Consider the following 25,634-nt stretch of genomic DNA (forward strand, 5'->3'; position numbering starts at 1 on the left):
CCCAAAGCGACCGAGACCATGACAGCGGACAACGCTATTTTCATTCCGCCTTACAAGGCTGACGACCAGGATGTGGTCGTCGAACTGCACAACCGTTTTGGCGCCGAAGCATTCGTCGCCCAGGAAACCCGCACCGGCATGCCCGTGCTGTGGGTCAAGCGCGCCCAGCTCAAAGAGGTGCTCAGCTTCCTGCGCGGCGTCACCAAGCCATACAGCATGCTGTACGACCTGCACGGTGTCGACGAACGCCTGCGCACACAGCGTCGCGGCCTGCCTGCCGCCGATTTCAGTGTGTTCTACCACCTGATGTCGGTCGAGCGTAACAGCGACGTGATGATCAAGGTGTCGCTCAGCGAAGGCGACCTGAACCTGCCGACCGTGACCGGCATCTGGCCAAACGCCAACTGGTACGAGCGCGAAGTCTGGGACATGTTCGGCATCGACTTTGCCGGCCACCCACACCTGAGCCGCATCATGATGCCGCCGACCTGGGAAGGCCACCCGCTGCGCAAGGACTACCCGGCCCGCGCCACCGAGTTCGACCCCTACAGCCTGACCCTGGCCAAGCAGCAGCTTGAAGAGGAATCGGCACGCTTCAACCCGGAAGCCTGGGGCATGAAGCGTCAGGGCGCCAACGAGGACTACATGTTCCTCAACCTGGGCCCCAACCACCCGTCTGCCCACGGTGCGTTCCGTATCGTCCTGCAGCTGGACGGCGAAGAGATCGTCGACTGCATACCGGACATCGGCTACCACCACCGTGGTGCCGAGAAGATGGCCGAGCGCCAGTCCTGGCACAGCTTCATCCCCTACACCGACCGTATCGACTACCTGGGCGGGGTGATGAACAACCTGCCGTACGTCCTGGCGGTAGAAAAGCTGGCAGGTATTCAGGTGCCGCAGAAGGTCGACGTGATTCGCATCATGCTCGCCGAGTTCTTCCGCATCACCAGCCACCTGCTGTTCCTGGGTACCTACATCCAGGACGTCGGCGCCATGACTCCGGTGTTCTTCACCTTCACCGACCGCCAGCGCGCCTACACCGTGATCGAAGCGATCACCGGTTTCCGCCTGCACCCGGCCTGGTACCGCATCGGCGGCGTCGCCCACGACCTGCCACGTGGCTGGGACAAGCTGGTCAAGGACTTCGTCGAGTGGCTGCCCAAGCGCCTGGACGAATACACCAAGGCTGCCCTGCAGAACAGCATCCTCAAGGGCCGTACCATCGGTGTGGCTGCATACAACACCAAAGAAGCGCTGGAATGGGGCACCACCGGTGCCGGCCTGCGCGCCACCGGTTGCGATTTCGACCTGCGCAAAGCCCGCCCGTACTCCGGCTACGAGAACTTCGAGTTCGAAGTGCCGCTGGCCCACAACGGCGATGCCTACGATCGCTGCATGGTCCGTGTCGAGGAGATGCGCCAGAGTATCCGCATCATCGACCAGTGCCTGCGCAACATGCCGGAAGGCCCGTACAAGGCGGATCACCCGCTGACCACGCCGCCGCCGAAAGAGCGCACCCTGCAGCACATCGAAACCTTGATCACGCACTTCCTGCAAGTCTCGTGGGGCCCGGTCATGCCGGCCAACGAGTCGTTCCAGATGATCGAAGCGACCAAGGGCATCAACAGTTACTACCTGACGAGCGATGGCGGCACCATGAGCTACCGCACCCGGATCCGCACCCCGAGCTACCCGCACCTGCAGCAGATCCCTTCGGTGATCAAAGGCAGCATGGTCGCCGACCTCATCGCGTACCTGGGCAGTATCGACTTCGTTATGGCTGACGTGGACCGCTAAGCATGAACAGCACGCTTATCCAGACAGACCGTTTCGCCCTGAGCGAAACCGAGCGCTCGGCCATCGAGCACGAGATGCACCACTACGAGGACCCGCGCGCGGCGTCCATCGAAGCCCTGAAGATCGTCCAGAAGGAACGCGGCTGGGTGCCGGACGGCGCCATCTACGCCATCGGCGAAGTGCTCGGCATCCCTGCCAGCGACGTCGAGGGCGTGGCGACCTTCTACAGCCAGATTTTCCGCCAGCCTGTCGGCCGCCACATCATTCGTGTGTGCGACAGCATGGTCTGCTACATCGGCGGCCACGAGTCGGTGGTCAGCCAGATCCAGAGCGAACTGGGCATCGGCCTGGGCCAGACCACCGCGGACGGTCGTTTCACCCTGCTGCCGGTGTGCTGCCTGGGCAACTGCGACAAGGCCCCGGCGCTGATGATCGATGACGATACCTTTGGCGACGTGCAGCCTGCTGGCGTTTCCAAGCTGCTGGAGGGTTACGTATGACCATCACTTCCTTCGGCCCGGCCAACCGCATCGCGCGTTCGGCCGAAACACACCCGCTGACCTGGCGCCTGCGTGACGACGGCGAGCCGGTATGGCTCGACGAGTACCAGGCCAAGAACGGCTACGCTGCCGCCCGCAAGGCACTGGCAGAAATGTCCGCCGACGACATCGTGCAGAGCGTCAAGGACTCCGGCCTCAAGGGCCGTGGCGGCGCGGGCTTCCCCACTGGCGTGAAGTGGGGCCTGATGCCCAAAGACGAATCCATGAACATCCGCTACCTGCTGTGCAACGCGGACGAAATGGAGCCCAACACCTGGAAAGACCGCATGCTGATGGAGCAACAGCCCCATCTGCTGGTCGAGGGCATGCTGATCAGCGCCCGCGCCCTGAAGGCCTACCGCGGCTACATCTTCCTGCGTGGCGAGTACACCACTGCGGCGAAGAACCTCAACCGCGCCATCGATGAAGCCAAGGCTGCCGGCCTGCTGGGCAAGAACATCCTCGGCTCGGGCTTCGACTTCGAGCTGTTCGTGCACACCGGCGCCGGGCGCTACATCTGCGGTGAAGAAACCGCACTGATCAACTCGCTGGAAGGCCGCCGCGCCAACCCGCGCTCCAAGCCGCCCTTCCCTGCCGCCGTGGGTGTGTGGGGCAAACCGACGTGCGTGAACAACGTCGAGACCCTGTGCAACGTGCCGGCCATCGTCGCCAACGGCAACGACTGGTACAAGTCGCTGGCCCGCGAAGGCAGCGAGGACCATGGCACCAAACTGATGGGCTTCTCCGGCAAGGTGAAGAACCCGGGGCTGTGGGAGCTGCCGTTCGGCGTGACCGCCCGTGAGCTGTTCGAAGACTACGCCGGCGGCATGCGCGACGGCTTCAAGCTCAAGTGCTGGCAGCCAGGCGGCGCCGGTACCGGTTTCCTGCTGCCCGAGCACCTCGACGCGCAGATGTACGCCGGCGGCATCGCCAAGGTCGGCACCCGCATGGGTACGGGCCTTGCCATGGCGGTCGACGACAGCGTCAACATGGTTTCGCTGCTGCGCAACATGGAAGAGTTCTTCGCCCGCGAATCGTGCGGCTGGTGCACCCCCTGCCGGGACGGCCTGCCGTGGAGCGTGAAGATGCTGCGTTCCCTGGAAAACGGCCAGGGCCGTGCCGAAGACATCGAGACCCTGCTGGGTCTGGTGAACTTCCTCGGCCCAGGCCGTACCTTCTGCGCTCACGCACCCGGTGCCGTCGAGCCGCTGGGCAGTGCCATCAAATATTTCCGCTCGGAGTTCGAGGCCGGTGTGGCGCCTGAAAGCGCTGGCACCCTGCGCCCGAACCTGGCAAAGCCGATTGTAGTCGGCGCATAAAAAGATAGAACGCGGGTGGTCCGTACCACCCGCCAGCCTGCAGGCCGGCCCGAACGATTCGCGGCAGGCCGCAGGCTTACAGATTTCCATTAGCCACGCCCGCTCACGCGGGCCAACGAAGAACTTTGAACAATGGCCACTATCCACGTAGACGGCAAAGCGCTCGAAGTCAACGGTGCAGACAACCTGTTACAGGCGTGTCTGTCGCTCGGCCTCGACATCCCCTATTTCTGCTGGCACCCGGCGCTTGGAAGCGTTGGCGCCTGTCGGCAGTGTGCGGTCAAGCAGTACACCGACGAGAACGACACCCGTGGTCGTATCGTCATGTCCTGCATGACCCCTGCCTCCGACGGCACCTGGATTTCCATCGACGATGACGAATCCAAGGCGTTTCGCGCCAGCGTCGTCGAATGGCTGATGACCAACCACCCGCACGACTGCCCGGTGTGCGAGGAAGGCGGCCACTGCCACTTGCAGGACATGACGGTAATGACCGGCCACAACGAGCGCCGCTACCGTTTCACCAAGCGTACCCACCAGAACCAGGACCTCGGCCCGTTCATCGCTCACGAGATGAACCGCTGCATCGCCTGCTACCGCTGCGTGCGCTACTACAAGGACTACGCAGGCGGCACCGACCTGGGTGTCTATGGCGCCCACGACAACGTGTACTTCGGCCGCGTTGAAGACGGCGTGCTGGAAAGCGAATTCTCCGGCAACCTGACCGAGGTCTGCCCGACCGGCGTGTTCACCGACAAGACCCACTCCGAGCGCTACAACCGCAAGTGGGACATGCAGTTCGCCCCGAGCATCTGCCACGGCTGCTCCAGCGGCTGCAACATCAGCCCGGGCGAGCGCTACGGCGAGCTGCGCCGGATCGAAAACCGTTTCAACGGTTCGGTCAACCAGTACTTCCTGTGCGACCGTGGCCGCTTCGGTTACGGCTACGTCAACCGCACTGACCGCCCACGCCAGCCACGCCTGGCCGATGGCACCAAACTGGGCCTGGACGCCGCCCTGGACAAGGCCGCCGACCTGCTGCGCGGCCGTACCATCGTAGGTATCGGCTCGCCCCGCGCCAGCCTGGAAAGCAACTACGGCCTGCGCGAGCTGGTCGGTGCCGACTACTTCTACTCGGGTATGGAAGCCGGTGAGCTGGCCCGCGTACGCCTGGCCCTGGACGTGCTGAACAACAGCCCGCTGCCAGTGCCGACCCTGCGCGACATCGAAGACCACGACGCGGTGTTCGTGCTCGGCGAAGACCTGACCCAGACCGCCGCCCGCGTTGCCCTGGCAGTGCGTCAAGCAACCAAAGGCAAGGCTGAAGCCATGGCCGAGGCCATGAAAGTGCAGCCTTGGCTCGACGCCGCCGTGAAGAACATCGGCCAGCACGCGCTGTACCCGCTGTTCATCGCCAGCCTGGCTGAAACCAAGCTGGACGACGTTGCCGAAGAATGCGTGCACGCCGCCCCCGCCGACCTGGCCCGCATCGGTTTCGCCGTGGCCCACGCCATCGACCCGAGCGCCCCGGCCGTTGCCGGCCTGGACGACGAAGCCCTGGCCCTGGCCAAGCGCATCGCCGACGCCCTGGTTGCCGCCAAGCGTCCGCTGGTGGTTGCCGGTACTTCGCTGGCCGACCCGGCGCTGATCGAGGCTGCCGCCAACATCGCCAAGGCCCTGAAGCTGCGCGAGAAAAACGGCTCGCTGAGCCTGGTGGTACCTGAGGCCAACAGCCTCGGCCTGGCCATGCTCGGTGGCGAGTCCGCCGATGCCGCGCTGGATGCGGTCATCAGCGGCAAGGCCGACGCCATCGTGGTGCTGGAAAACGACCTGTACACCCGCGTACCGGCCGCCAAGGTCGATGCCGCCCTGGCAGCTGCGAAGGTCGTGATCGTCGCCGACCACTCCAACACAGCCACCCTGGAGCGCGCCCACCTGGTGCTGCCGGCGGCGTCGTTCGCCGAAGGCGACGGTACCCTGGTCAGCCAGGAAGGCCGTGCCCAGCGCTTCTTCCAGGTGTTCGACCCGCAGTACCTGGACAGCAGCATCCTGGTCCACGAAGGCTGGCGCTGGATGCACGCCCTGCGTGCCACCCTGCTGAACAAGCCGGTCGACTGGACCCAGCTGGACCACGTCACCAGCGCCTGCGCCGAAGCAGCCCCGCAACTGGCCGGCATCGTCAACGCGGCGCCTTCTGCAGCGTTCCGCATCAAGGGCATGAAGCTGGCCCGTGAGCCGCTGCGCTACTCCGGCCGTACCGCGATGCGCGCCAACATCAGCGTGCACGAGCCACGCACCCCGCAGGACAAGGACACCGCGTTCGCCTTCTCCATGGAAGGCTACTCGGGCTCCGCCGAACCGCGCCAGCAGGTGCCGTTCGCCTGGTCGCCGGGCTGGAACTCGCCGCAAGCCTGGAACAAGTTCCAGGACGAGGTCGGTGGCCACCTGCGTGCCGGTGACCCGGGCGTGCGCCTGATCGAATCGCAAGGCGATCGCCTGACCTGGTTCAACACCATTCCGGGCGCCTTCAACCCGGCCCGTGGCACCTGGACCGCAGTACCGTTCTTCCATCTGTTCGGCAGCGAAGAAAGCTCTTCGCGCGCTGCACCGGTTCAAGAGCGCATCCCTGCCGCCTACGTGGCACTGGCCAAGTCCGAGGCCGACCGCCTGGGCGTCAACGAAGGCGCGCTGCTGAGCCTGAACGTGGCCGGTGTGGCCCTGCGCCTGCCGCTGCGCATCAATGAAGAACTGGGCGCTGGCCTGGTCGCGCTGCCCAAAGGCCTGGCCGGCATCCCGCCGGCCATCTTCGGTGCATCCGTCGAAGGTCTGCAGGAGGCAGCACAATGAGCTGGTTCACCCCCGAAGTGATCGATGTGATCATCCAGGTCGTCAAGGCTATCGTGGTGCTGCTGGCCGTAGTGGTCTGCGGCGCCCTGCTCAGCTTCGTCGAGCGCCGCCTGCTGGGCTGGTGGCAGGACCGCTACGGTCCTAACCGTGTCGGCCCGTTCGGCATGTTCCAGATCGCCGCCGACATGCTGAAGATGTTCTTCAAGGAAGACTGGAACCCGCCCTTCGTCGACAAGATGATTTTCACCCTGGCGCCGGTCGTGGCCATGAGCGCGCTGCTGATCGGCTTCTCGATCATCCCGATCACGCCGGGCTGGGGCGTTGCCGACCTGAACATCGGCCTGCTGTTCTTCTTCGCCATGGCCGGCCTGTCGGTCTACGCCGTGCTGTTTGCCGGCTGGTCGTCGAACAACAAGTATGCCCTGCTGGGCAGCTTGCGCGCCTCGGCACAGACCGTGTCGTACGAAGTGTTCCTGGGCCTGGCGCTGATGGGCGTGGTGGTACAGGTGGGCTCGTTCAACATGCGTGACATCGTTGAATACCAGGCCCAGAACCTGTGGTTCATCATTCCGCAGTTCTTCGGCTTCTGCACCTTCTTCATCGCCGGCGTTGCCGTGACTCACCGTCACCCCTTCGACCAGCCAGAAGCGGAACAGGAACTGGCCGACGGCTACCACATCGAGTATGCCGGCATGAAATGGGGCATGTTCTTCGTCGGTGAGTACATCGGCATCATCCTCATCTCGGCGCTGCTGGTGACCCTGTTCTTCGGTGGCTGGCACGGCCCGTTCGGCATCCTGCCGCAAGTGCCGTTCCTGTGGTTCGCGCTGAAAACCGCGTTCTTCATCATGCTGTTCATCCTGCTGCGCGCTTCGATCCCGCGCCCACGCTATGACCAGGTGATGGACTTCAGCTGGAAGTTCTGCCTGCCGCTGACCCTGATCAATTTGCTGGTGACCGCTGCGATCGTGCTTTACAACACGCCAGCCGTCGCGGCCCAGTGAGGATTTGACCCATGTTCAAATATATCGGCGACATCGTTAAGGGCACCGGCACTCAGCTGCGCAGCCTGGCAATGGTGTTCTCCCACGGGTTCCGCAAGCGCGACACCCTGCAGTACCCCGAAGAACCCGTGTACCTGCCGCCGCGCTACCGCGGCCGTATCGTCCTCACCCGCGACCCCGACGGCGAGGAGCGCTGCGTGGCGTGCAACCTCTGCGCGGTGGCCTGCCCGGTCGGCTGCATCTCGCTGCAGAAGGCCGAGACCGAGGACGGCCGCTGGTACCCGGAGTTCTTCCGCATCAACTTCTCGCGCTGCATTTTCTGCGGCCTGTGCGAGGAGGCGTGCCCGACCACCGCAATCCAGCTGACTCCGGATTTCGAAATGGCCGAGTTCAAGCGTCAGGACCTGGTGTACGAGAAAGAAGATCTGCTGATCTCCGGCCCCGGCAAGAACCCTGACTACAACTTCTACCGTGTTGCGGGTATGGCGATCGCTGGCAAGCCGAAAGGCTCTGCACAGAACGAAGCCGAGCCGATCAACGTGAAGAGCTTGCTCCCATAAGGACAGAAAGATGGAATTCGCTTTCTACTTCGCATCCGGGATCGCCGTGGTCTCCACCCTTCGGGTGGTCACTGGCACCAACCCCGTGCACGCCCTGCTCTACCTGATCATTTCGCTGATTTCCGTGGCAATGATCTTCTTCGCCCTGGGTGCGCCGTTCGCCGGCGCCCTGGAAGTGATCGCCTACGCCGGCGCCATCATGGTGCTGTTCGTCTTCGTGGTGATGATGCTCAACCTCGGGCCGGCCTCGGTCGCCCAGGAACGCGGCTGGCTCAAGCCTGGTATCTGGGCAGGGCCGGTGATACTCGGCACCCTGCTGCTGCTTGAGCTGCTGTACGTGCTGTTCGTCACCCCGAGCGGTGCCGGCATCAGCGGCACCACCGTGGGCCCGAAAGAAGTGGGCATCAGCCTGTTCGGCCCGTACCTGCTGGTGGTCGAACTGGCCTCGATGCTGCTGCTCGCCGCAGCCGTCACCGCCTTCCACCTGGGCCGCAACGAGGCGAAGGAGTAAATCATGGGTGCTATCCCTCTCGAGCATGGTCTGGCGGTCGCCGGCATCCTGTTCTGCTTAGGTCTGGTTGGCCTGATGGTCCGCCGCAACATCCTCTTCGTGCTCATGAGCCTGGAAGTCATGATGAACGCCTCTGCCCTGGCGTTCGTCGTCGCCGGTGCCCGTTGGGTCCAGCCCGACGGCCAGGTGATGTTCATTCTGGTGATCAGCCTGGCAGCCGCCGAGGCCAGTATCGGCCTGGCGATCCTGCTGCAGCTGTATCGCCGCTTCCACACTCTCGACATCGATGCTGCCAGTGAGATGCGCGGATGAACCTTCTCTTCCTGACTTTCGTCTTCCCCCTGATCGGCTTTTTGCTGCTGTCGTTCTCGCGCGGGCGGTTCTCGGAGAACCTGTCCGCCCTGATCGGCGTCGGCTCGGTCGGCCTCTCGGCCGCCGTGGCGGCCTACGTCATCTGGCAATTCAATGTCGCCCCGCCTGAAGGCGGCGCGTACAGCCAGCTGTTGTGGCAGTGGATGTCGGTGGACGGCTTCGCGCCGAACTTCACCCTGTACCTGGACGGCCTGTCGGTCACCATGCTTGGCGTGGTCACCGGCGTAGGCTTCCTGATCCATCTGTTCGCCTCCTGGTACATGCGTGGCGAAGCCGGTTACTCGCGCTTCTTCTCGTACACCAACCTGTTCATCGCCAGCATGCTGTTCCTGATCCTGGGCGATAACCTGCTGTTCATCTACTTCGGCTGGGAAGGCGTGGGCCTGTGCTCTTACCTGTTGATCGGTTTCTACTACAGCAACCGCAACAACGGTAATGCAGCACTCAAGGCTTTCATCGTCACCCGTATCGGCGACGTGTTCCTGGCCATCGGCCTGTTCATCCTGTTCGTCCAGCTCGGCACCCTGAACGTGCAGGAGCTGCTGGTGCTGGCACCGCAGAAATTCCAGGCGGGCGACACCTGGATGGTCCTGGCAACCCTGATGCTGCTGGGTGGCGCGGTCGGTAAATCGGCCCAGCTGCCGCTGCAGACCTGGCTGGCCGATGCGATGGCAGGCCCTACCCCGGTTTCGGCACTGATCCACGCCGCCACCATGGTGACCGCAGGCGTGTACTTGATCGCCCGTACCAACGGCCTGTTCCTGCTGGCCCCGGACATCCTGCACCTGGTCGGTGTGGTCGGTGGCGTGACCCTGGTGCTGGCCGGTTTCGCCGCGCTGGTGCAGACCGACATCAAACGTATCCTCGCCTACTCGACCATGAGCCAGATCGGCTACATGTTCCTGGCGCTGGGCGTGGGTGCCTGGGACGCGGCAATCTTCCACCTGATGACCCACGCCTTCTTCAAGGCCCTGCTGTTCCTTGCTTCGGGTGCGGTGATCGTTGCCTGCCACCACGAGCAGAACATCTTCAAGATGGGCGGCCTGTGGAAGAAACTGCCGCTGGCCTACGCCAGCTTCGTGGTCGGTGGTGCCGCCCTGGCCGCCCTGCCGATCCTGACCGTAGGCTTCTACTCCAAGGACGAGATCCTCTGGGAAGCCTTCGCCAGCGGCAATACCGGCCTGCTGTACGCCGGCCTGGTCGGTGCGTTCATGACCTCGCTGTACACCTTCCGCCTGATCTTCATCGCCTTCCACGGCGAAGCCAAGACCCAAGCCCACGCCGGCCACGGCATCAGCCACTGGCTGCCGCTGGGCGTGCTGATCGTGCTGTCGACCTTCGTCGGCGCCTGGATCCACCCACCGCTGGCAGGCGTGCTGCCTGAAAGCGCCGGCCATGCCGGCGGTGAAGCCAAGCACTCGCTGGAGATCGCCTCGGGCGCCATCGCCATCGCCGGTATCCTGCTGTCGGCCCTGCTGTTCCTGGGCAAGCGCCGCTTCGCCAGCGCCGTCGCCAACAGCAGCATCGGCCGCGTCCTTTCGGCCTGGTGGTTCGCCGCCTGGGGCTTCGACTGGATCTACGACAAGCTCTTCGTCAAACCTTACCTGCTGATCAGCCACATCCTGCGCAAGGATCCGGTTGACCGCAGCATCGGCCTGATCCCTCGGATGGCCCGTGGCGGCCACGTCGCCATGAGCAAGACCGAGACCGGCCAGCTGCGCTGGTACACCGCCTCGATCGCCGTCGGCGCCGTGCTGGTACTCGGCGCTGTGGTAGTGGCTGCGGTATGACTATGAATCTTGCGACTTTGCCAAAGGAAACCAACCCGTCATGATTTTGCCTTGGCTGATCCTGATCCCTTTCATCGGCGGCTTCCTGTGCTGGCTGGGTGAGCGCTTCGGCTCCACCCTGCCGCGCTGGATCGCGCTGCTGACCATGTCCCTGCTGCTCGGCATCGGCCTGTGGCTGTGGGGCACCGGCGACTACACCCTGGCCCCTGCACCGGGCGCCGAACCTGCCTGGGCACTCGAGTACAAAGTCGAGTGGATCAAGCGCTTCGGCATCAGCATCCACCTGGCCCTCGATGGCCTGTCGCTGCTGATGATCCTGCTCACCGGCCTGCTCGGTGTGCTCTCGGTGCTGTGCTCCTGGAAAGAAATCCAGCGCCACGTCGGCTTCTTCCACCTCAACCTGATGTGGATCCTGGGCGGCGTGGTCGGTGTATTCCTGGCCCTGGACCTGTTCCTGTTCTTCTTCTTTTGGGAAATGATGCTGGTGCCGATGTATTTCCTCATCGCGCTCTGGGGTCACAGCTCGGCAGACGGCAAGAAGACCCGGATCTACGCCGCCACCAAGTTCTTCATCTTCACTCAGGCCAGCGGCCTGATCATGCTGGTGGCGATCCTTGGCCTGGTGCTGGTCAACTACAACACCACCGGCGTGCTCACCTTCAACTACAGCGACCTGCTCAAGGCCGAACTGCCGGCTGGCGTCGAATACCTGCTGATGCTGGGCTTCTTCATCGCCTTCGCGGTCAAGCTGCCGGTGGTGCCGTTCCACTCCTGGCTGCCTGATGCGCACGCCCAGGCACCGACCGCAGGTTCCGTGGACCTGGCGGGCATCTTGCTGAAAACCGCGGCCTACGGCCTGCTGCGTTTCGCCCTGCCGCTGTTCCCGAACGCTTCGGCAGAGTTTGCCCCGATCGCCATGACCCTGGGCCTGATCGGTATCTTCTACGGTGCCTTCCTGGCCTTCGCGCAAACCGACATCAAGCGCCTGATCGCCTTCTCCAGCGTCTCGCACATGGGCTTCGTGCTGATCGGCATCTACTCCGGCAGCCAGCAGGCCCTGCAAGGCGCGGTGATCCAGATGCTGGCCCACGGCCTGTCGGCTGCCGCGCTGTTCATCCTGTCCGGCCAGCTGTACGAGCGCCTGCACACCCGTGACATGCGTCAGATGGGTGGCCTGTGGCACCGCATTGCCTACCTGCCCGCCATCAGCCTGTTCTTCGCCGCTGCATCGCTGGGCCTGCCAGGCACCGGCAACTTCGTCGGCGAGTTCCTGATCCTGATCGGCAGCTTCGCCAGCGTGCCGTGGATCACCGTGATCGCAACCACCGGCCTGGTCTTCGGCTCGGTCTACTCGCTGATCATGATCCACCGTGCCTACTTCGGCCCAAGCAAGAGCGACACCGTGCTGGCCGGCATGGACGGCCGCGAGCTGATCATGGTGCTGGGCCTTGCGGTGCTGCTGATCGTGCTTGGTGTGTACCCGCAGCCGTTCCTCGACACTTCTGCCGCCACCATGAGCGGTGTGCAGCAGTGGCTTGGCTCCGCTTTCACTCAACTCGCTTCGGCCCGGTAAGAGCGCTATGGAATTCACCACTCAACACTTCATCGCATTGGCGCCGATGCTGATCACCACCATCACCACGGTGGTGGTGATGCTGGCGATCGCCTGGAAGCGCAACCACTCGCAGACCTTCCTGTTGTCCACCGTGGGCCTGAACCTGGCCCTGCTGTCGATCCTGCCGGCGCTGAAGGTCGCGCCGCTGGCGGTCACTTCGCTAATCACCATCGACAAGTTCGCCTGCCTGTACATGGCGATCGTTCTGGTGGCCACGCTGGCCTGCGTCACACTGGCTCACGCCTATCTCGGTGAAGGCTCCAAGGGCTTCCCCGGCAACCGTGAAGAACTCTACCTACTGCTGCTGATGTCGGCCCTCGGTGGCCTGGTGCTGGTCAGTGCCAACCACCTGGCCGGCCTGTTCATCGGGCTGGAGCTGCTGTCGGTGCCGGTCTACGGCCTGGTGGCGTACGCCTTCTTCAACAAGCGTTCGCTGGAAGCCGGTATCAAGTACATGGTGCTGTCGGCCGCAGGCTCGGCCTTCCTGCTGTTCGGCATGGCCCTGCTGTATGCCGATGCCGGTAGCCTGAGCTTCGACCAGATCGGCAAAGCCCTGGCCGCCACCAGCATGCCAAGCCTGGTCGCTCAGCTGGGCCTGGGCATGATGCTGGTCGGCCTGGCCTTCAAGCTGTCGCTGGTACCTTTCCACCTGTGGACCCCGGACGTCTACGAAGGCGCCCCGGCGCCGGTCGCCGCGTTCCTGGCCACCGCGAGCAAGGTCGCGGTGTTCGCCGTGGTCGTACGCCTGTTCATGCTCTCCCCTGCTGCCAGCAGCGGCGTGCTGAGCACCGTTCTGGCGGTGATCGCGGTCGCCTCGATCCTGGTCGGTAACCTGCTGGCGCTGACCCAGAGCAACCTCAAGCGTCTGCTCGGTTACTCGTCCATCGCCCACTTCGGCTACCTGCTCATCGCCCTGATCGCCAGCAAGGGCCTGGCCATGGAAGCGATGGGCGTGTACCTGGTCACCTACGTGATCACCAGCCTGGGTGCGTTCGGTGTCATCACCCTGATGTCCTCGCCTTACGGCGGCCGTGACGCCGATGCCCTGTACGAGTACCGCGGCCTGTTCTGGCGCCGCCCGTACCTGACGGCAGTGCTGACCGTGATGATGTTGTCGCTGGCCGGTATCCCGCTGACCGCTGGCTTCATCGGCAAGTTCTACATCATCGCCACTGGCGTCGAGTCGCACCTGTGGTGGCTGGTCGGTGCCCTGGTGATCGGTAGCGCCATCGGCGTTTACTACTACCTGCGCGTGATGGTCACCCTGTACCTGGTCGAGCCGAACCTGCGCCGCCACGATGCGCCGCTGAAGTGGGAACAGCGCACTGGCGGCGTCATGCTGCTGGCGATCGCCATTCTCGCCTTCGTACTGGGTGTCTACCCGCAGCCGTTGCTGGAAATGGTCCAGCAGGCTGGCCTGCAACTGATCGGCTGATCGAACAGGCAATAGCAAACACCCCGCTCATGCGGGGTGTTTTTTTATCTGCGCTGCAAACCGTGCCGGCTACGCTACCGTTCCGCTTGCCTGCCTGACGCAACATCGTCACTGCGGCGCAGTGCCGTCCTGCGTAAATCACTGCTGGCCGATGGCAAGTACACATCCGGATTAGGCATTCCACTGGGTGACAGTTCATGGGTCATTTCGAACTCGGCCCTCACCGACCAGCCACACGCCTCCGTGGTGCATTGCAAATAGGCCACTCTAAGGAAAATATGGCGACCTTCGCTGGTGCGTATGCGCATCCGGCTATGGCAGTGAGGGCAGACCAGTTTGTAAGTACTCACGGTAGATACCTGTTAAGGCCGAGCAATGGCAGAAGCTGTAAGGTTGATCGTCCATTTGTGTCAGTATTGCCTACTGTATAAGAAAGGCTTTTCATCAAACTGCTGTTCATGCCGATAAAGTTCCTCATATTGCAGGGTTATTATTCATAACGAGTAGTTTAAGCCCAGGGAATGTCATTAAACCAGCAATGGATATCTGTTATGAGTAGCCGTTTTTTCGCCTCGGTGCTGGCCCGCCTCAAGCAACTTACCCAGTCCGAAAGCGACGCTCAGCTGGCCCGAGCGCTTGGTATAAGCCCGCAGACACTGAGCAGCTGGAAGGTACGCGAGAGCATTCCATACTCATTATGCGTAGATATGGCCCGGCAGCATGCCTGCTCGCTGGACTGGCTGCTGATGGGTGAGCGCGAGCGTACCTTGCACACCGGTGAAGGCTGGGAAGATGACATCCTCGAACGCTTGCGCAGCCTTTCATTCGCCGACCGCGAGGCCACGCTGCTGTACATCAAGGACAAACAGCGCATCCAGGAGCTGGAGAAGAAACTGGATGCACTCGCCTACCGTGTGCCGGATACCTCCGAAGGCTAACTGCGACGGCGCCAACGCTGCACGATTTCACGAAGGTCCACCGAGTCCAGCCACACCATGACCTTGAGGCTGATCGGGACCACCACGACCGCCGCCACGAAAGCAGCCATGCCCCGCGAAAGCATGGGGGCCAAAGCTTGCAACAGCGGTTCGAACAGGTAGCCCACGCCAACGGTGAGAAGGGCCAGCAAGGCTTGCTTGCCCAACGTAAGCCGCTTGCGCGAAACGATGACCAGCCGATCACGTGCCGCGCTGACCAGTAAAGCGCCCAACACTGCACCGAAAAGTACCCGCCCGTCGCGCTCGAGCCACTCCACAACGCAGGACAGGGCACTATCAATCAATGCGACTTCACTCATGAGTGCCTCACTGCTCTGCAAGCATGCCGTAGCGAATGGCCTTGATCACGGCGGCGACCCGCGTGGATACATCGAATTTGCGCAGGATGTTGCCCACATGGAAATTTACCGTCGACTCCTGGCACTGCAGGATCCGACCGATTTCCCACGAACTCTTGCCATAGGCACACCACAGCAATACCTGCTGCTCTCTGGGGGTCAGGCGAATAGGCGTATCCGCTTGGCTATCTTCGATCTGTTGCGTGTTGGCACTCATCACCGAACTCCAAAAAATCATCGCCAGTTCACGTCAGCTATCGGGCTGACGCGGTAGGACTCCACCTTACGAATCCCAAAACACGTGTTCCATTCATACGGTTTGTAAATCGCCGTCCTACAAACCCATCCTCAAATGGCTGCTTTCAATTAAGTGAAACTCTCCGTGCTTTGCACGGCGTTTCGCTCGTCACATCGCCGTTGCCTGCCCTTTTCGCCTGGAGTTGTACGATGCGCCCCGTGTTGCCCCCCTCACCTTGCCTTGGCCTTGTGGCCCTTTTCACAGTCGCCCAGCACGCGTCAGCTGCACCTGCGGTCGAACTGGGCGAAGTGCTGATCAGTGACGAAGCACATAGCGAACTGGAAGACGCCCGCGCGCGCCTGCAGGCAGTACCCGGCGCCAGCAACCTGGTGGACATGCAGCGTGTGGGGCAAGGACGGGTGGCCAGCAACCAGGACGTGCTGGCCTACCAGCCTGGGGTGTTCGCACAGTCTGCAGGTAACGATGGCATCAAGCTGTCCATCCGCGGGTCAGGCATCAACCGTGCGCCCGGAGCCCACGGCTCAGGGGTGTACACGATGTTCGACGGCCTGCCGCTGACCGGCCCGGGCGGTACACCTTACGAGCTGTTCGAGCCGCTGTGGCTGAGCCGCGCCGAAGTACTGCGAGGGGCCAACGGTTTCGATCAGGGCGCGCTGGCACTGGGTGGCGCAATCAACTATGTGACGCCTACCGGTTACGACGCCGCGCCATTGCAGGTGCGGTACGAGGCCGGCAGCCGCGGCTATCAGCACAGGCACGTCAGCTCGGGTCAGGTATTGGGCAACCTCGACTACTACGTGGCCCTCACCGATTCGGAATACGACGGCTACCAGGCGCACAGCAGCGGCAGCGCCAAAGGCATCGCCGCCAACGTGGGTTATCGTTTCAACCCCAACCTGGAAACGCGTTTCTACCTGCGCTACCGGGAAACCGAGAATGAGTTGGCCGGGCGCCTGACCAAGGACCAGATCAAGCACGACCCGCGTGCCGCAAACGCCGCCTACCTGGCGCGCGACGACAGCCGGCCGCAACCGGGCAGTACCTGGGTGGCCAACAAGACCACCTTCTACCTTGAGGACGATGCCCGGGTGGAAGCCGGGCTGGTGTACCACGACTTCCCCATGGACCTGCGCGAAGGCCCGATGCGCCTGAAGGTCGCCTACACCGATGTCAGCGGCACCCTGAACTACATGCGCCGCGACACCTTGCTGGGCCATCAGAGCAACACCACCGTGGGCTGGCGAACCACCAAGCACCTGCCCAACAGCGGCGCCTCGCAGTTTGCCCGTACCACTGGCGACAACTTCGGCGCACGCAGCCGCGACTTCAGCTATCAGGGGTCGGATACTGTCCTGCATGTCGGCAACGATCTGGAACTGATCCCGGACCTGTGGCTGACCACTGGCCTGGCGATGATCTATACCCGCCGTGAAAGCGCAGTCACCTATCCGCAGAACGGTGGAAAGGTCAGCCAGCATGACTGGGACTACGCACCGCGCCTGGGCCTGCGCTACGACATCAACCCGCAACTGCAGGTGTATGGCAACCTGAGCCGGTCCGTCGAGCCACCCCACCCATGGTCACTGATCTGGAGCTCCACGGTCGCCACGCAGCCGATCGAACTGCAAAACCAGACAGCCACTACGCTGGAACTGGGCGCGCGCGGTGATTCGGCCCTGGGCCGCTGGGACCTGGCCTGGTACTACTCGCAAGTGCGCCATGAACTGTTGGCCGTTGAAATCGAGGCAGGCCTCCCGGCCAAGGAGGTCAATGCCAGCGCCACCGTGCACCAGGGCGTCGAAGCCGGCCTGGACAGCACCCTCTGGGAGCACCCTGGTACTGGCAAGCTCAGCTTGCGCCAGGCCTACACGTTCAGTGATTTCCACTACCGGGACGATGACACCTTCGGCGACAACCGCCTGCCTGGCATTCCCATGCATTACTACCAGGCCGAACTGCGCTACGACTGGCCAAGCGGCTTCCATGCCGGGGTCAACACGCAGATGGCGTCCAAGGTGCAAGTCGATTACGCCAACAGTTACCACGCCGATGCCTACGCCCTGCTCGGTGCGCGCCTGGGCTGGGACTCGCCGAAACAGGACTGGCAGACCTGGCTGGACCTGCGCAACCTGACCAACAAGCGCTATGCGGCGACGGTAACGCCGGGGTACGACGATGCAGGGCAAGACATTGCCCGGTCGACGCCAGGGGAAGGGTTTGGCGTATACGCCGGGGTTTCATACAGCTTGCGTTGAAACGCTGCAAGGGCTGCGTGGCAGCCCCTATTGAGGCAACTGCACCTGCGGCTTGGTCGCGGCGAAAATCCCCCAGCTCGACATGAACAGTGCCGCGATCAGCGGCCCGATCACAAACCCGTTGAGCCCGAATACGGCCAACCCACCCAAGGTGGACACCAGGATCAGGTAGTCGGGCATACGCGTATCCTTGCCCACCAGGATCGGCCGCAGCAGGTTGTCCACCAGGCCAATCACCAGCACGCCAAACGCGGTCAGGATCACCCCTTGCAAGATCGCCCCGGTCAACAGGAAATACGCCGCCACCGGCGCCCAGACGATCCCCGCGCCCACTGCCGGCAGCAGTGACAGAAACGCCATCATCACCGCCCAGACCAGCGCGCTGGGAATATCCAGCACCCAGAAGATGAAACCACCCAAGGCGCCTTGGGTGATCGCCACCAGCACATTGCCCTTCACCGTGGCGCGCACCACACGGTTGAACTTCAACTGCAGGCGGCGCTTCTGGTGCTCTGGCAGCGGCACGGCCAGGCGTACCCGCCGCGCCACGTCCGCGCCCTCACGCAGAAAGAAGAACAACAGGTAAAGCATGATGCCGAAACTGATCAGAAACTCGAAGGTGCCCTGGCCGAAACTGAAGGCCTGGGTGGCCAGCATCTCGCTGCCCTGGGTGGCCCATTTGGTGATCTTGTCGCGCAGCCCCTCCAGGTTGCCCATGCCCATGCTGTCCAGGCTGTGCTGCATGAAAGGCGGCAGCATGTTCATGCCGCGCTCGACATAGCCGGCGATATCCAGCTGCCCGCTCTCGATCCGCTGGTAAAGGGTGGCGCCCTCCTGCACCAGCAAGGCGCTGGTGATGATCACTGGCAAAATGGCCACCAACAGGCAAATCAGCAAGGTGGTCGCCGCCGCCAGGTTACGCCGCCTGCCAAAGCGCATCAGCAGGTTTCGCTGCAGCGGCGCGAACAGGATGCCGAGGATCACCGCCCAGAAGATGGCGCCATAGTACGGCAGCAGGATCCAGCCGAAGGCAATGGTCACCAGCGCCAGCAATACTGCCAGGGCCTTGTTCTGCAAAGCGGTTTGGTTCATGGCGGTTCCTCGTGAGTGCTGGACATTAGTGCACACCACTTTGGTAAAAGTGCCATGCCCACCTTGATTCAAATCAATACGCGCGACGCAGGCCGGCCTTAGCATCCGCGCCTTTGCCCCGGTGCGCACATGAACATCCCCGCCAAGCCTGAACTGCTGGCCCCTGCCGGCACCCTCAAGACCATGCGCTATGCATTCGCCTACGGCGCCGACGCGGTTTACGCCGGCCAGCCACGCTACAGCCTGCGGGTGCGCAACAACGAATTCGACCATGCCAACCTGGCGCTGGGCATCCAGGAGGCCCATGCACAGGGCAAGCGCTTCTACGTGGTGGTGAACATCGCGCCGCACAACGCCAAGCTCAAGACCTTTCTCAAGGACCTGGCGCCGGTGATCGACATGGCGCCCGATGCGCTGATCATGTCCGACCCCGGCCTGATCATGCTGGTGCGCCAGCACTTCCCGCAGATGCCTGTGCACCTCTCAGTACAGGCCAATACGGTCAACTGGGCCAGCGTGCAGTTCTGGCAGCAACTTGGCCTGAGCCGGGTGATCCTGTCGCGGGAACTGTCGCTCGAAGAGATCGGCGAAATCCGCCAGCACGTGCCTGAAATGGAACTGGAAGTGTTCGTCCATGGCGCCCTGTGCATGGCGTACTCTGGGCGATGCCTGCTGTCGGGTTACCTCAACAAACGTGATGCCAACCAGGGCACCTGTACCAACGCCTGCCGCTGGAAGTACAACGCGACTCCCGCTACCGAAAACGCTGCCGGCGACATCGTGCGGGAGGTCGAGCCGACGCTGGGCCTGGGCGCACCGACCGATCAGGTGTTCCTGCTGCACGAAAGCAATCGCCCAGGTACCGAGATGCCCGCCTTCGAGGATGAACACGGCACTTACATCATGAATGCCAAGGACCTGCGCGCCATCCAGCACGTCGAGCGGCTGGCTGCCATGGGTGTGCACTCCCTCAAGATCGAGGGCCGCACCAAGTCGCACTTCTACTGCGCCCGTGCGGTGCAGTCGTACCGCCAGGCCATTGACGATGCCGCTGCCGGGCGCCCCTTCGACAGGGCCCTGATGGACAACCTCGAATCGCTGGCCCAACGTGGCTACACCGAGGGTTTCCTGCGCCGCCATGTGCATGACGAGTACCAGAACTACCAGCGGGGCAATTCGCTGTCCGAGCGCCAGCAGTTCGTCGGCGAACTGACCGGTGCACGGGTGGACGGCCTGGCCGAGGTCAAGGTGAAGAACCGCTTCGCAGTAGGCGATCATCTGGAGCTGATGACCCCGCGCGGCAACTATCATTTCGACCTGCACAACCTGTACGGTCGCCAGCAGCAGGCCATCGACGTGGCGCCCGGGGACGGCCATGTGGTCTACCTGCCGATCCCGGAGCAGGTAGCGCTGGAATACGGCTTGCTGATGCGCGACCTGTGCCAGGACGAACTGGCTGACAAAGGTGTAATGTCCAGTTCAGCCAGCTGACAGTTGCTGGCCAGTACCCTGCCAGCGCATATCGCGCCAGCAAGCCGCCTGCGCTATCCTGCAGCTCATTTGCATGGCGGGCGGGGCGCCTGCCTACCCATAGGAGTCGTTCGACCATGCTGCATAAACACCTGATCGCGCTCGGCCTGCTGGCCATGACCGGCCTGGCACAGGCTGGCGAGACCATCGACGTCTACCGCGACCCCAACTGTGGCTGCTGCAAGGCCTGGATCAGCCACCTTCGTGACAACGGCTTTACCGTCAACGACCATGTCGAGCCGAACATGAGCGCCGTCAAGCAGCGGCTCGGCGTGGCGCCGCGGCTGGCTTCATGCCACACCGGGGTGATCGACGGCAAGTTCGTCGAAGGCCACGTCCCGGCCGAGCAGGTGCGCCTGCTGGCCAAGCGCAACGACCTCAAGGGCCTGGCCGTGCCAGGCATGCCGGTGGGTTCGCCAGGCATGGAAATGGGTGATCGCAAGGACGCCTATCAAGTCATCGGGGTAACCCGGGATGGCCAGGACACCGTAGTCGCCAACTACTGATGCTGAGCCTCTGGGCGCTGTTTCTCAGCGCCTTTGGCGCCGCCACATTGCTGCCGCTGCAATCGGAGGCGGTACTGGTGGGCCTGCTGCTGCGTCAACCCGACGCCTGGCTGACCCTGTTGCTGGTCGCCACCCTGGGCAACGTGCTCGGTTCGGTGGTCAACTGGTTGCTGGGGCGGGCCATCGAACACCTGCGCGACAAGCGCTGGTTCCCGTTCAGCGCTCGTCAACTCGAACGCGCCCAGCAACGCTATCAGCGCTGGGGGCAATGGTCGTTGCTGCTGAGCTGGATGCCAGTGATCGGCGACCCGTTGACCCTGATTGCCGGGATCATGCGTGAGCCGTTCTGGCGTTTCGTGCTGCTGGTCACGCTGGCAAAGGGCGGGCGTTACATGGTCGTAGCCGTGATTACCCTGGGTTGGTTTCATGCCTGGTAACACCTTTAACGTTTAAGGTGCCTGCGCGGCTGCTACAGTCGCCAATTCCTACATGGTCCTACACGGAGTGCCCCCATGCTACGCGCAACCGCCCTGGCCTTGGCCTGCCTCATCGGCGCCCCCGCCATCGCCGCCGAATCACCCACCTACGGCAAGCAGCTCGAAGGCTTCAGCTACCCCCACCCCCTCAAGCATTTCGACTTCCAGTCCCAGGGGCAGAGCCTGCAGATGGGCTACATGGACGTGCCTGCCAAAGGCCAGGCCAACGGCCGCAGCGTGGTGCTGATGCATGGCAAGAACTTCTGCGCCGCCACCTGGGAAACCACCATCGATGCGTTGAGCCAGGCCGGCTACCGGGTCATCGCGCCCGACCAGGTCGGCTTCTGCACTTCAAGCAAGCCAGGGTATTACCAATACAGCTTCCAGCAATTGGCCAGCAACACCCATGCCCTGCTGGAGCAGTTGGGCGTCAAGCAAGCGATCATCCTCGGCCATTCCACCGGCGGCATGCTCGCCACCCGTTACGCGTTGATGTACCCACAACAGGTCGAGCGCCTGGCCATGGTCAACCCGATCGGCCTGGAAGACTGGAAGGCCCTCGGCGTGCCCTACCGCACGGTGGACCAGTGGTATGCCCGCGAACTCAAGCTCGATGCCGACGGCGTGCGTGAATACGAGCGCAAGACCTATTACGCCGGGCGCTGGAAACCTGAGTACGAGCGTTGGGTACAGATGCTGGCGGGGCTGAACAAGGGCCCTGGGCATGAAGCCGTGGCGTGGAACTCGGCACTGATCTACGACATGATCTTCACCCAGCCGGTGTACCACGAGTTCAAAGACTTGAAGATGCCAACCCTGCTGCTGATCGGCGACCAGGACAGCACGGCCATTGGCAGTGACATCGCACCGCCCGAGGTCAAGGCGCGGCTGGGCAAGTACAAGGAGCTGGGGCCGCACGTGGCCAAGCTGATTCCACAAGGCGAGCTGGTGACCTTCGAGGGCATGGGGCACGCGCCGCAGATCGAGGAGCCACGGCGCTTCAACAACACCCTGATCGAGTGGCTTGGGCGCTGAAGCTTTAGTGGGGGCGCCTTGCGCCCCCTTGGCAAACAAGCGGTGCCGGTCAACCCTTGCCGCTTTTCAACCGGCTGAACGCTCGGGTCAGCTCACGGTTGAACGCCTTGCCGTTGTCGTTCTTGCCATACAACCGTGCCCTCACCTGCGCCGGCGGATAAGTGCCCGGCGCATTGCGAATCTGCGCATCCACCAAGCTGTCCGCGGCCGTGATGGCGTTGGCGTAATGAATGGTATCGGTAATCGGCGCAATCACCTCCGGCCGCATCAGGTAGTCCAGCAGCTTCCAGGCTGCCAGGGGATGCGGGGCATCCTTGGGTACCACCAATGCATCCAGCCAGATAAGCGTCCCCTCCTCTGGGATGCTGTACGCCAGGTTGAACGCCTTGCCCGCCTGCTGCGCCTGGGCTTGGGCGATCGCCACGTTGCCGTTCCACGACATAGCCACGCAGGTCTCGCCGTTGGCCAGGTCGTTGATGTTGCGGTCATTGTCGAAGTAGCGGATATACGGGCGAATCTTGCGCAGCTGCAGTTCTGCAGCCTTGAGGTCCTCCAAGCGTTGCTGGTTGATGTCCAGGCCCATGTAACGCATCACCGCGGCGAACACCTCGTTGGGGTCGTTGAGCAGGCTGACCCCACAGTCGGCGAATTTGGCCACCACCTGCGGGTCGAACAGCATCGCCCAGCTGCCTACTGGCGCCTCGCCCAGGCGCGCCGTCACCGCCTGCTGCTGATAACCCACGCCGGTGGTGCCCCAGGCGTAGGTCCCGGCATACCGGTTGCCAGGGTCATACAATGCCATGTGCTGGCGAAACTCCTCGCCGACACCCGCCAAGTGCGGTAACTGCGCCTTGTCCAGCGGCTGCAGGGCACCGCTGGCAATCGCCCGGCTCAAGTGCTGACCGGCACTGAGCACCACGTCGTAGCCACTGCCGCCGGTAAGCAGCTTGGTCTCTGCGGTTTCCAGCGAGTCGAAGTGGTCGGCAACCACCCGAATGCCGGTTTCCTTCTCGAAGTTGGTCAACGTGTCCGGGGCAAGGTATTCGCCCCAGATATACAGGTTGACGGTCGGCTGTTGTGCGTCGGCCGCCTGGGCCACCGACGCCACGCAGCCCAAGGCGAGTGCAGCCGCGAGCAGGGTCAAGTTCATCAGCGGCGACCTCCGGCGTATTGAGGCATGGTGATGCAGGCGACATTGCCGCCACCGAGCAGGATTTCCCGCGAATTGTCGATGCCAATGATACGGTGGCCGGGGAACAGTTCGGCCAGGGTGGCCTGGGCCACGCTGTCGTTGCGGTCACCGAACAGCGGCACGACAATAGCCGTGTTGCCGGCGTAGTAGTTGATGTACGACGCACAGATCCGGGTGCCAGCCTCCCGCACGTGCGTGCCTTCGACCTGATCCAACCCGGCAGCTTCCTCGGCCGTCCACTGCAGCACCTCGGGCTGGGGCAGCTTGTGAACCTTGAGTTCCCGCCCGCGAGCATCGCGGGTGCTGCGTAATATATCGTACGCCTCCTGGTAGATCTCCCACTGTGGGTCTTCACGGTTGTCGGTCCATTGCAACACCACTTCACCGGGCCGCACGAAACACGCCAGGTCGTCGATGTGGCCATCAGTTTCGTCGAACTTGCAACCGCGCGGCAGCCAGATCACCTGGTCGGCACCCAGGTAGTCCTCAAGCCGGCGCGTGACTTCATCCTTGCCCAGGTGGGCATTGCGGTTACGGTTGAGCAGGCACTGTTCGGTGGTCAAGAGGCTGCCCTGGCCGTCGCTCTGGATGCCGCCGAGTTCGGCAATCAATGGCGCGCGATAGCGGTCCAAACCTTCGATTTCGAGGATTTTCTGGGCGATCTGGTCGTCCTTGTCCCACGGGTAATAAAGGCCGCCGTCCAGGCCGCCGTAGGCATTGAATTCGAAGTCCACACCGCGCACTTCGCCGCTGCTGTCGTTGACCACGAAGCACGCGCCGCTGTCTCGGAACCAGGTGTCGTTGCAGGTCATTTCCACCACCCGCACCTGCGCTGGCAGCAAGCGCCGCGCATTGGCGTACTGGGCAGCAGACGCGCAAACCGTGACCGGTTCGCTGGACGCGATGGCGGTGGCAATTTCGACCCAGACCCTTTGCGCCGGCTTGCCGCCATTGCGCCACACATCTGGCCGCTCGGGCCAACCGAGCCAGCAGCCAGCCTTGTGTTCGAATTCGCCAGGCAAGCGGAAACCATCGCCCTTGGGCGTGGTGGTGAGCGAACGTGCCATGGGTCAACCTCATGTCGGTGAGTGATGCCTGCACGCTACGCTGGCCGGCCTGGCTCATCCAACGATGAAAACTCAGCGATAGTTGAATTAAATTCAGCTATCACCCAACTGTTCGATGAACCATTCGATGAACTGTGCCACCGCAACACGCTCCAGGCGCAACCGCTCGCACACCAGTGCGTATTGCCCCTGCGCGGTGACACTGGCACTGAAAGGCCGCACCAGCCTGCCACTTTGCAAATCGCTCTGGCAGGTCAGGTTGTCCCCCATGGCCACGCCCTGCCCAAGCAGCGCCGCCTCGAGTGCCAGGGCCGCATGCGGGAAGTAAAGCTGGCGCGTGGGCAAGGCATCGTCGGCATGGGTAGCCAGCCAGGTGGTCCAGGTCCGGCCGTCCTGATCGTCGTGCAACAGGCAGTGGCGCACCAGGTCGCGTGGGCGTTTGAGGCCGCCCTGGTTGAATAGGCCAGGGCTGCACACCGGAAAGAATTGCAGCAGCGGCAAGGGCCTGACGAAGTGGGTACTGGCGTCGAGTGTGCTGGTGCCATAGGTGATGGCCAGGTCGACATCCAGCGCCGGGGCTCCCGCGGCGATCGGCTGCTCGAGCAGGTGCAGGGTGATGTGCGGGTAACGGCCGCTGAAGTCGGCGAGCCGCGCCACCAGCCATTTCTGCGCAAGCTCGGCAGTTACCGCCACCCGCAGCACCGCCTGCGATGCCGGGTCGCGCAGTTCGTCACAGGCCTTGCCGATCAGTTCGAAGGCCTGCTGCAGATGATGCAACAGCCGCTCGGCCTCGGCGCTGGGCCGCACCTGGCGGCCAATGCGTTCGAACAGCGTGACCCCAAGCTGCTCCTCGAGCTGGCGGATCTGGTGGCTTACCGCGCTGTCGGTGACACACAGTTCGGCGGCGGCACGGCCGAAGTGGCCGTGGCGGGCGGCGCACTCGAACGTGCGCAGGGCAGTGAGGGAAGGCAGGCGGCGCATAGATAGTCCTGGCAGGTGCGTGGAGCCGCTGTACGGCCACCCGATCATATCGCCAACGCGACTCGACTGGCGCAATGAAAATTCCATGCTAAATTTTCATGAAAATAATCATA

Annotated in this window: 24 protein-coding genes; 17 read left to right on the forward strand and 7 right to left on the reverse strand. The window is 63.2% G+C overall.

Translation table 11 applies throughout. The features are described from left to right. Window positions 1-18: 18 nt before the first annotated feature. From nuoC to nuoN, 11 genes are all read left to right on the forward strand, one after another. On the forward strand, window positions 19-1,800 hold the full coding sequence (gene nuoC, locus ACEWE8_RS09045) for an NADH-quinone oxidoreductase subunit C/D (RefSeq protein ID WP_395589293.1): 1,782 nt from the start codon (window positions 19-21) through the stop codon (window positions 1,798-1,800). 2 nt (window positions 1,801-1,802) lie between these two features. Then, entirely contained in the window at window positions 1,803-2,300 is a 498-nt protein-coding gene (gene nuoE, locus ACEWE8_RS09050) for an NADH-quinone oxidoreductase subunit NuoE (protein WP_012313767.1), read from the forward strand. Then, window positions 2,297-3,658, forward strand: coding sequence for an NADH-quinone oxidoreductase subunit NuoF (gene nuoF / locus ACEWE8_RS09055; protein WP_039602696.1), 1,362 nt, complete (start codon window positions 2,297-2,299; stop codon window positions 3,656-3,658). Before nuoE ends, nuoF begins: the two co-directional genes overlap by 4 nt. Window positions 3,659-3,790: 132 nt before the next feature. Then, window positions 3,791-6,505 (forward strand): NADH-quinone oxidoreductase subunit NuoG, encoded by a 2,715-nt coding sequence (gene nuoG / locus ACEWE8_RS09060; protein ID WP_046787245.1) that lies wholly within the window; start codon window positions 3,791-3,793, stop codon window positions 6,503-6,505. Further along, complete coding sequence (gene nuoH, locus ACEWE8_RS09065) at window positions 6,502-7,509, forward strand: NADH-quinone oxidoreductase subunit NuoH (protein ID WP_012273297.1); 1,008 nt, start codon at window positions 6,502-6,504, stop codon at window positions 7,507-7,509. The genes nuoG and nuoH overlap by 4 nt, the downstream gene beginning before the upstream one ends. An 11-nt stretch (window positions 7,510-7,520) precedes the next feature. Continuing rightward, complete coding sequence (gene nuoI, locus ACEWE8_RS09070) at window positions 7,521-8,069, forward strand: NADH-quinone oxidoreductase subunit NuoI (RefSeq protein ID WP_003251442.1); 549 nt, start codon at window positions 7,521-7,523, stop codon at window positions 8,067-8,069. 10 nt (window positions 8,070-8,079) lie between these two features. Then, window positions 8,080-8,580, forward strand: a complete 501-nt coding sequence (gene nuoJ / locus ACEWE8_RS09075; protein WP_012313764.1) for an NADH-quinone oxidoreductase subunit J — start codon at window positions 8,080-8,082, stop codon at window positions 8,578-8,580. 3 nt (window positions 8,581-8,583) lie between these two features. Continuing rightward, window positions 8,584-8,892 carry an NADH-quinone oxidoreductase subunit NuoK gene (gene nuoK / locus ACEWE8_RS09080; RefSeq protein ID WP_003251446.1) on the forward strand — a complete coding sequence of 103 codons (309 nt, stop codon included), beginning with the start codon at window positions 8,584-8,586 and terminating at the stop codon, window positions 8,890-8,892. After that, a complete protein-coding gene (nuoL, locus tag ACEWE8_RS09085) occupies window positions 8,889-10,742 on the forward strand; it encodes an NADH-quinone oxidoreductase subunit L (RefSeq protein WP_046787246.1) in 1,854 nt (617 codons plus the stop codon). Before nuoK ends, nuoL begins: the two co-directional genes overlap by 4 nt. A gap of 40 nt (window positions 10,743-10,782) precedes the next feature. Continuing rightward, window positions 10,783-12,315 carry an NADH-quinone oxidoreductase subunit M gene (gene nuoM / locus ACEWE8_RS09090; RefSeq protein ID WP_046787247.1) on the forward strand — a complete coding sequence of 511 codons (1,533 nt, stop codon included), beginning with the start codon at window positions 10,783-10,785 and terminating at the stop codon, window positions 12,313-12,315. Window positions 12,316-12,322: 7 nt separating this feature from the next. After that, a complete protein-coding gene (gene nuoN, locus ACEWE8_RS09095) occupies window positions 12,323-13,792 on the forward strand; it encodes an NADH-quinone oxidoreductase subunit NuoN (protein ID WP_115275303.1) in 1,470 nt (489 codons plus the stop codon). Window positions 13,793-13,866: 74 nt separating this feature from the next. Here the strand turns inward: nuoN and ACEWE8_RS09100 are convergent, their stop codons facing one another. Further along, window positions 13,867-14,142 (reverse strand): ogr/Delta-like zinc finger family protein, encoded by a 276-nt coding sequence (locus tag ACEWE8_RS09100; RefSeq protein WP_080952154.1) that lies wholly within the window; start codon window positions 14,140-14,142, stop codon window positions 13,867-13,869. A 201-nt stretch (window positions 14,143-14,343) separates the two neighbouring features. Between ACEWE8_RS09100 and ACEWE8_RS09105 the strand changes: the two genes are divergently transcribed. Then, window positions 14,344-14,730 carry a helix-turn-helix domain-containing protein gene (locus ACEWE8_RS09105; protein ID WP_046787249.1) on the forward strand — a complete coding sequence of 129 codons (387 nt, stop codon included), beginning with the start codon at window positions 14,344-14,346 and terminating at the stop codon, window positions 14,728-14,730. On the opposite strand, the gene ACEWE8_RS09110 is transcribed toward ACEWE8_RS09105, so the two are convergent. Together ACEWE8_RS09110 and ACEWE8_RS09115 are read right to left on the reverse strand one after the other, a co-directional pair. Next, on the reverse strand, window positions 14,727-15,089 hold the full coding sequence (locus ACEWE8_RS09110) for a hypothetical protein (protein ID WP_046787250.1): 363 nt from the start codon (window positions 15,087-15,089) through the stop codon (window positions 14,727-14,729). The genes ACEWE8_RS09105 and ACEWE8_RS09110 overlap by 4 nt on opposite strands. Before the next feature lie 7 nt (window positions 15,090-15,096). After that, window positions 15,097-15,345: a response regulator transcription factor gene (locus tag ACEWE8_RS09115; protein ID WP_046787251.1), complete on the reverse strand. Its 249-nt coding sequence runs from the start codon at window positions 15,343-15,345 to the stop codon at window positions 15,097-15,099. Between the two features lie 230 nt (window positions 15,346-15,575). Between ACEWE8_RS09115 and ACEWE8_RS09120 the strand changes: the two genes are divergently transcribed. Next, window positions 15,576-17,642: a TonB-dependent receptor domain-containing protein gene (locus ACEWE8_RS09120; RefSeq protein ID WP_046787252.1), complete on the forward strand. Its 2,067-nt coding sequence runs from the start codon at window positions 15,576-15,578 to the stop codon at window positions 17,640-17,642. Window positions 17,643-17,669: 27 nt separating this feature from the next. On the opposite strand, the gene ACEWE8_RS09125 is transcribed toward ACEWE8_RS09120, so the two are convergent. Beyond that, on the reverse strand, window positions 17,670-18,734 hold the full coding sequence (locus tag ACEWE8_RS09125) for an AI-2E family transporter (protein ID WP_046787253.1): 1,065 nt from the start codon (window positions 18,732-18,734) through the stop codon (window positions 17,670-17,672). 129 nt (window positions 18,735-18,863) lie between these two features. Here ACEWE8_RS09125 and yegQ point away from each other — a divergent pair, with 129 nt between their 5' ends. The 4 genes from yegQ to ACEWE8_RS09145 all read left to right on the forward strand — a co-directional run bounded on the left by yegQ (window position 18,864) and on the right by ACEWE8_RS09145 (window position 22,281). Then, window positions 18,864-20,225 (forward strand): tRNA 5-hydroxyuridine modification protein YegQ, encoded by a 1,362-nt coding sequence (gene yegQ / locus ACEWE8_RS09130; RefSeq protein WP_046787254.1) that lies wholly within the window; start codon window positions 18,864-18,866, stop codon window positions 20,223-20,225. A gap of 116 nt (window positions 20,226-20,341) precedes the next feature. Further along, complete coding sequence (locus tag ACEWE8_RS09135; protein ID WP_046787255.1) at window positions 20,342-20,770, forward strand: DUF411 domain-containing protein; 429 nt, start codon at window positions 20,342-20,344, stop codon at window positions 20,768-20,770. Continuing rightward, on the forward strand, window positions 20,770-21,207 hold the full coding sequence (locus ACEWE8_RS09140; protein ID WP_039604685.1) for a YqaA family protein: 438 nt from the start codon (window positions 20,770-20,772) through the stop codon (window positions 21,205-21,207). The genes ACEWE8_RS09135 and ACEWE8_RS09140 overlap by 1 nt, the downstream gene beginning before the upstream one ends. 75 nt (window positions 21,208-21,282) lie before the next feature. Next, window positions 21,283-22,281, forward strand: a complete 999-nt coding sequence (locus ACEWE8_RS09145; protein WP_046787257.1) for an alpha/beta fold hydrolase — start codon at window positions 21,283-21,285, stop codon at window positions 22,279-22,281. A gap of 49 nt (window positions 22,282-22,330) precedes the next feature. Here ACEWE8_RS09145 and ACEWE8_RS09150 read toward each other — a convergent pair whose 3' ends face one another. The 3 genes from ACEWE8_RS09150 to ACEWE8_RS09160 all read right to left on the reverse strand — a co-directional run bounded on the left by ACEWE8_RS09150 (window position 22,331) and on the right by ACEWE8_RS09160 (window position 25,521). Further along, window positions 22,331-23,431 carry an extracellular solute-binding protein gene (locus ACEWE8_RS09150; protein ID WP_046787258.1) on the reverse strand — a complete coding sequence of 367 codons (1,101 nt, stop codon included), beginning with the start codon at window positions 23,429-23,431 and terminating at the stop codon, window positions 22,331-22,333. Next, window positions 23,431-24,540, reverse strand: a complete 1,110-nt coding sequence (gene aguA, locus ACEWE8_RS09155; protein ID WP_046787259.1) for an agmatine deiminase — start codon at window positions 24,538-24,540, stop codon at window positions 23,431-23,433. The genes ACEWE8_RS09150 and aguA overlap by 1 nt, the downstream gene beginning before the upstream one ends. Before the next feature lie 93 nt (window positions 24,541-24,633). Beyond that, window positions 24,634-25,521, reverse strand: coding sequence for a LysR substrate-binding domain-containing protein (locus ACEWE8_RS09160; RefSeq protein ID WP_046787260.1), 888 nt, complete (start codon window positions 25,519-25,521; stop codon window positions 24,634-24,636). Between the last annotated feature and the right edge of the window lie 113 nt (window positions 25,522-25,634).

Origin of the sequence: Pseudomonas sp. TR47, assembly GCF_044143025.1 — a bacterium.
In the GTDB taxonomy this organism is placed as follows: Bacteria; Pseudomonadota; Gammaproteobacteria; order Pseudomonadales; family Pseudomonadaceae; genus Aquipseudomonas; species Aquipseudomonas putida_E.

What these genes read in the sequence shown, in the direction of transcription:
- yegQ (WP_046787254.1), top strand. Translation starts at nt 18,864, where the DNA reads ATGAACATCCCCGCCAAGCCTGAACTGCTGGCCCCTGCCGGCACCCTC.
- ACEWE8_RS09140 (WP_039604685.1), top strand. Translation starts at nt 20,770, where the DNA reads ATGCTGAGCCTCTGGGCGCTGTTTCTCAGCGCCTTTGGCGCCGCCACA.
- nuoL (WP_046787246.1), top strand. Translation starts at nt 8,889, where the DNA reads ATGAACCTTCTCTTCCTGACTTTCGTCTTCCCCCTGATCGGCTTTTTG.
- ACEWE8_RS09120 (WP_046787252.1), top strand. Translation starts at nt 15,576, where the DNA reads ATGCGCCCCGTGTTGCCCCCCTCACCTTGCCTTGGCCTTGTGGCCCTT.
- ACEWE8_RS09110 (WP_046787250.1), bottom strand. Translation starts at nt 15,089, where the DNA reads ATGAGTGAAGTCGCATTGATTGATAGTGCCCTGTCCTGCGTTGTGGAG.
- nuoG (WP_046787245.1), top strand. Translation starts at nt 3,791, where the DNA reads ATGGCCACTATCCACGTAGACGGCAAAGCGCTCGAAGTCAACGGTGCA.
- ACEWE8_RS09150 (WP_046787258.1), bottom strand. Translation starts at nt 23,431, where the DNA reads ATGAACTTGACCCTGCTCGCGGCTGCACTCGCCTTGGGCTGCGTGGCG.
- ACEWE8_RS09135 (WP_046787255.1), top strand. Translation starts at nt 20,342, where the DNA reads ATGCTGCATAAACACCTGATCGCGCTCGGCCTGCTGGCCATGACCGGC.
- nuoJ (WP_012313764.1), top strand. Translation starts at nt 8,080, where the DNA reads ATGGAATTCGCTTTCTACTTCGCATCCGGGATCGCCGTGGTCTCCACC.
- ACEWE8_RS09125 (WP_046787253.1), bottom strand. Translation starts at nt 18,734, where the DNA reads ATGAACCAAACCGCTTTGCAGAACAAGGCCCTGGCAGTATTGCTGGCG.
- ACEWE8_RS09160 (WP_046787260.1), bottom strand. Translation starts at nt 25,521, where the DNA reads ATGCGCCGCCTGCCTTCCCTCACTGCCCTGCGCACGTTCGAGTGCGCC.
- ACEWE8_RS09145 (WP_046787257.1), top strand. Translation starts at nt 21,283, where the DNA reads ATGCTACGCGCAACCGCCCTGGCCTTGGCCTGCCTCATCGGCGCCCCC.
- nuoM (WP_046787247.1), top strand. Translation starts at nt 10,783, where the DNA reads ATGATTTTGCCTTGGCTGATCCTGATCCCTTTCATCGGCGGCTTCCTG.
- ACEWE8_RS09115 (WP_046787251.1), bottom strand. Translation starts at nt 15,345, where the DNA reads ATGAGTGCCAACACGCAACAGATCGAAGATAGCCAAGCGGATACGCCT.
- nuoC (WP_395589293.1), top strand. Translation starts at nt 19, where the DNA reads ATGACAGCGGACAACGCTATTTTCATTCCGCCTTACAAGGCTGACGAC.
- nuoN (WP_115275303.1), top strand. Translation starts at nt 12,323, where the DNA reads ATGGAATTCACCACTCAACACTTCATCGCATTGGCGCCGATGCTGATC.
- nuoF (WP_039602696.1), top strand. Translation starts at nt 2,297, where the DNA reads ATGACCATCACTTCCTTCGGCCCGGCCAACCGCATCGCGCGTTCGGCC.
- nuoI (WP_003251442.1), top strand. Translation starts at nt 7,521, where the DNA reads ATGTTCAAATATATCGGCGACATCGTTAAGGGCACCGGCACTCAGCTG.
- nuoH (WP_012273297.1), top strand. Translation starts at nt 6,502, where the DNA reads ATGAGCTGGTTCACCCCCGAAGTGATCGATGTGATCATCCAGGTCGTC.
- nuoK (WP_003251446.1), top strand. Translation starts at nt 8,584, where the DNA reads ATGGGTGCTATCCCTCTCGAGCATGGTCTGGCGGTCGCCGGCATCCTG.
- nuoE (WP_012313767.1), top strand. Translation starts at nt 1,803, where the DNA reads ATGAACAGCACGCTTATCCAGACAGACCGTTTCGCCCTGAGCGAAACC.
- ACEWE8_RS09105 (WP_046787249.1), top strand. Translation starts at nt 14,344, where the DNA reads ATGAGTAGCCGTTTTTTCGCCTCGGTGCTGGCCCGCCTCAAGCAACTT.
- aguA (WP_046787259.1), bottom strand. Translation starts at nt 24,540, where the DNA reads ATGGCACGTTCGCTCACCACCACGCCCAAGGGCGATGGTTTCCGCTTG.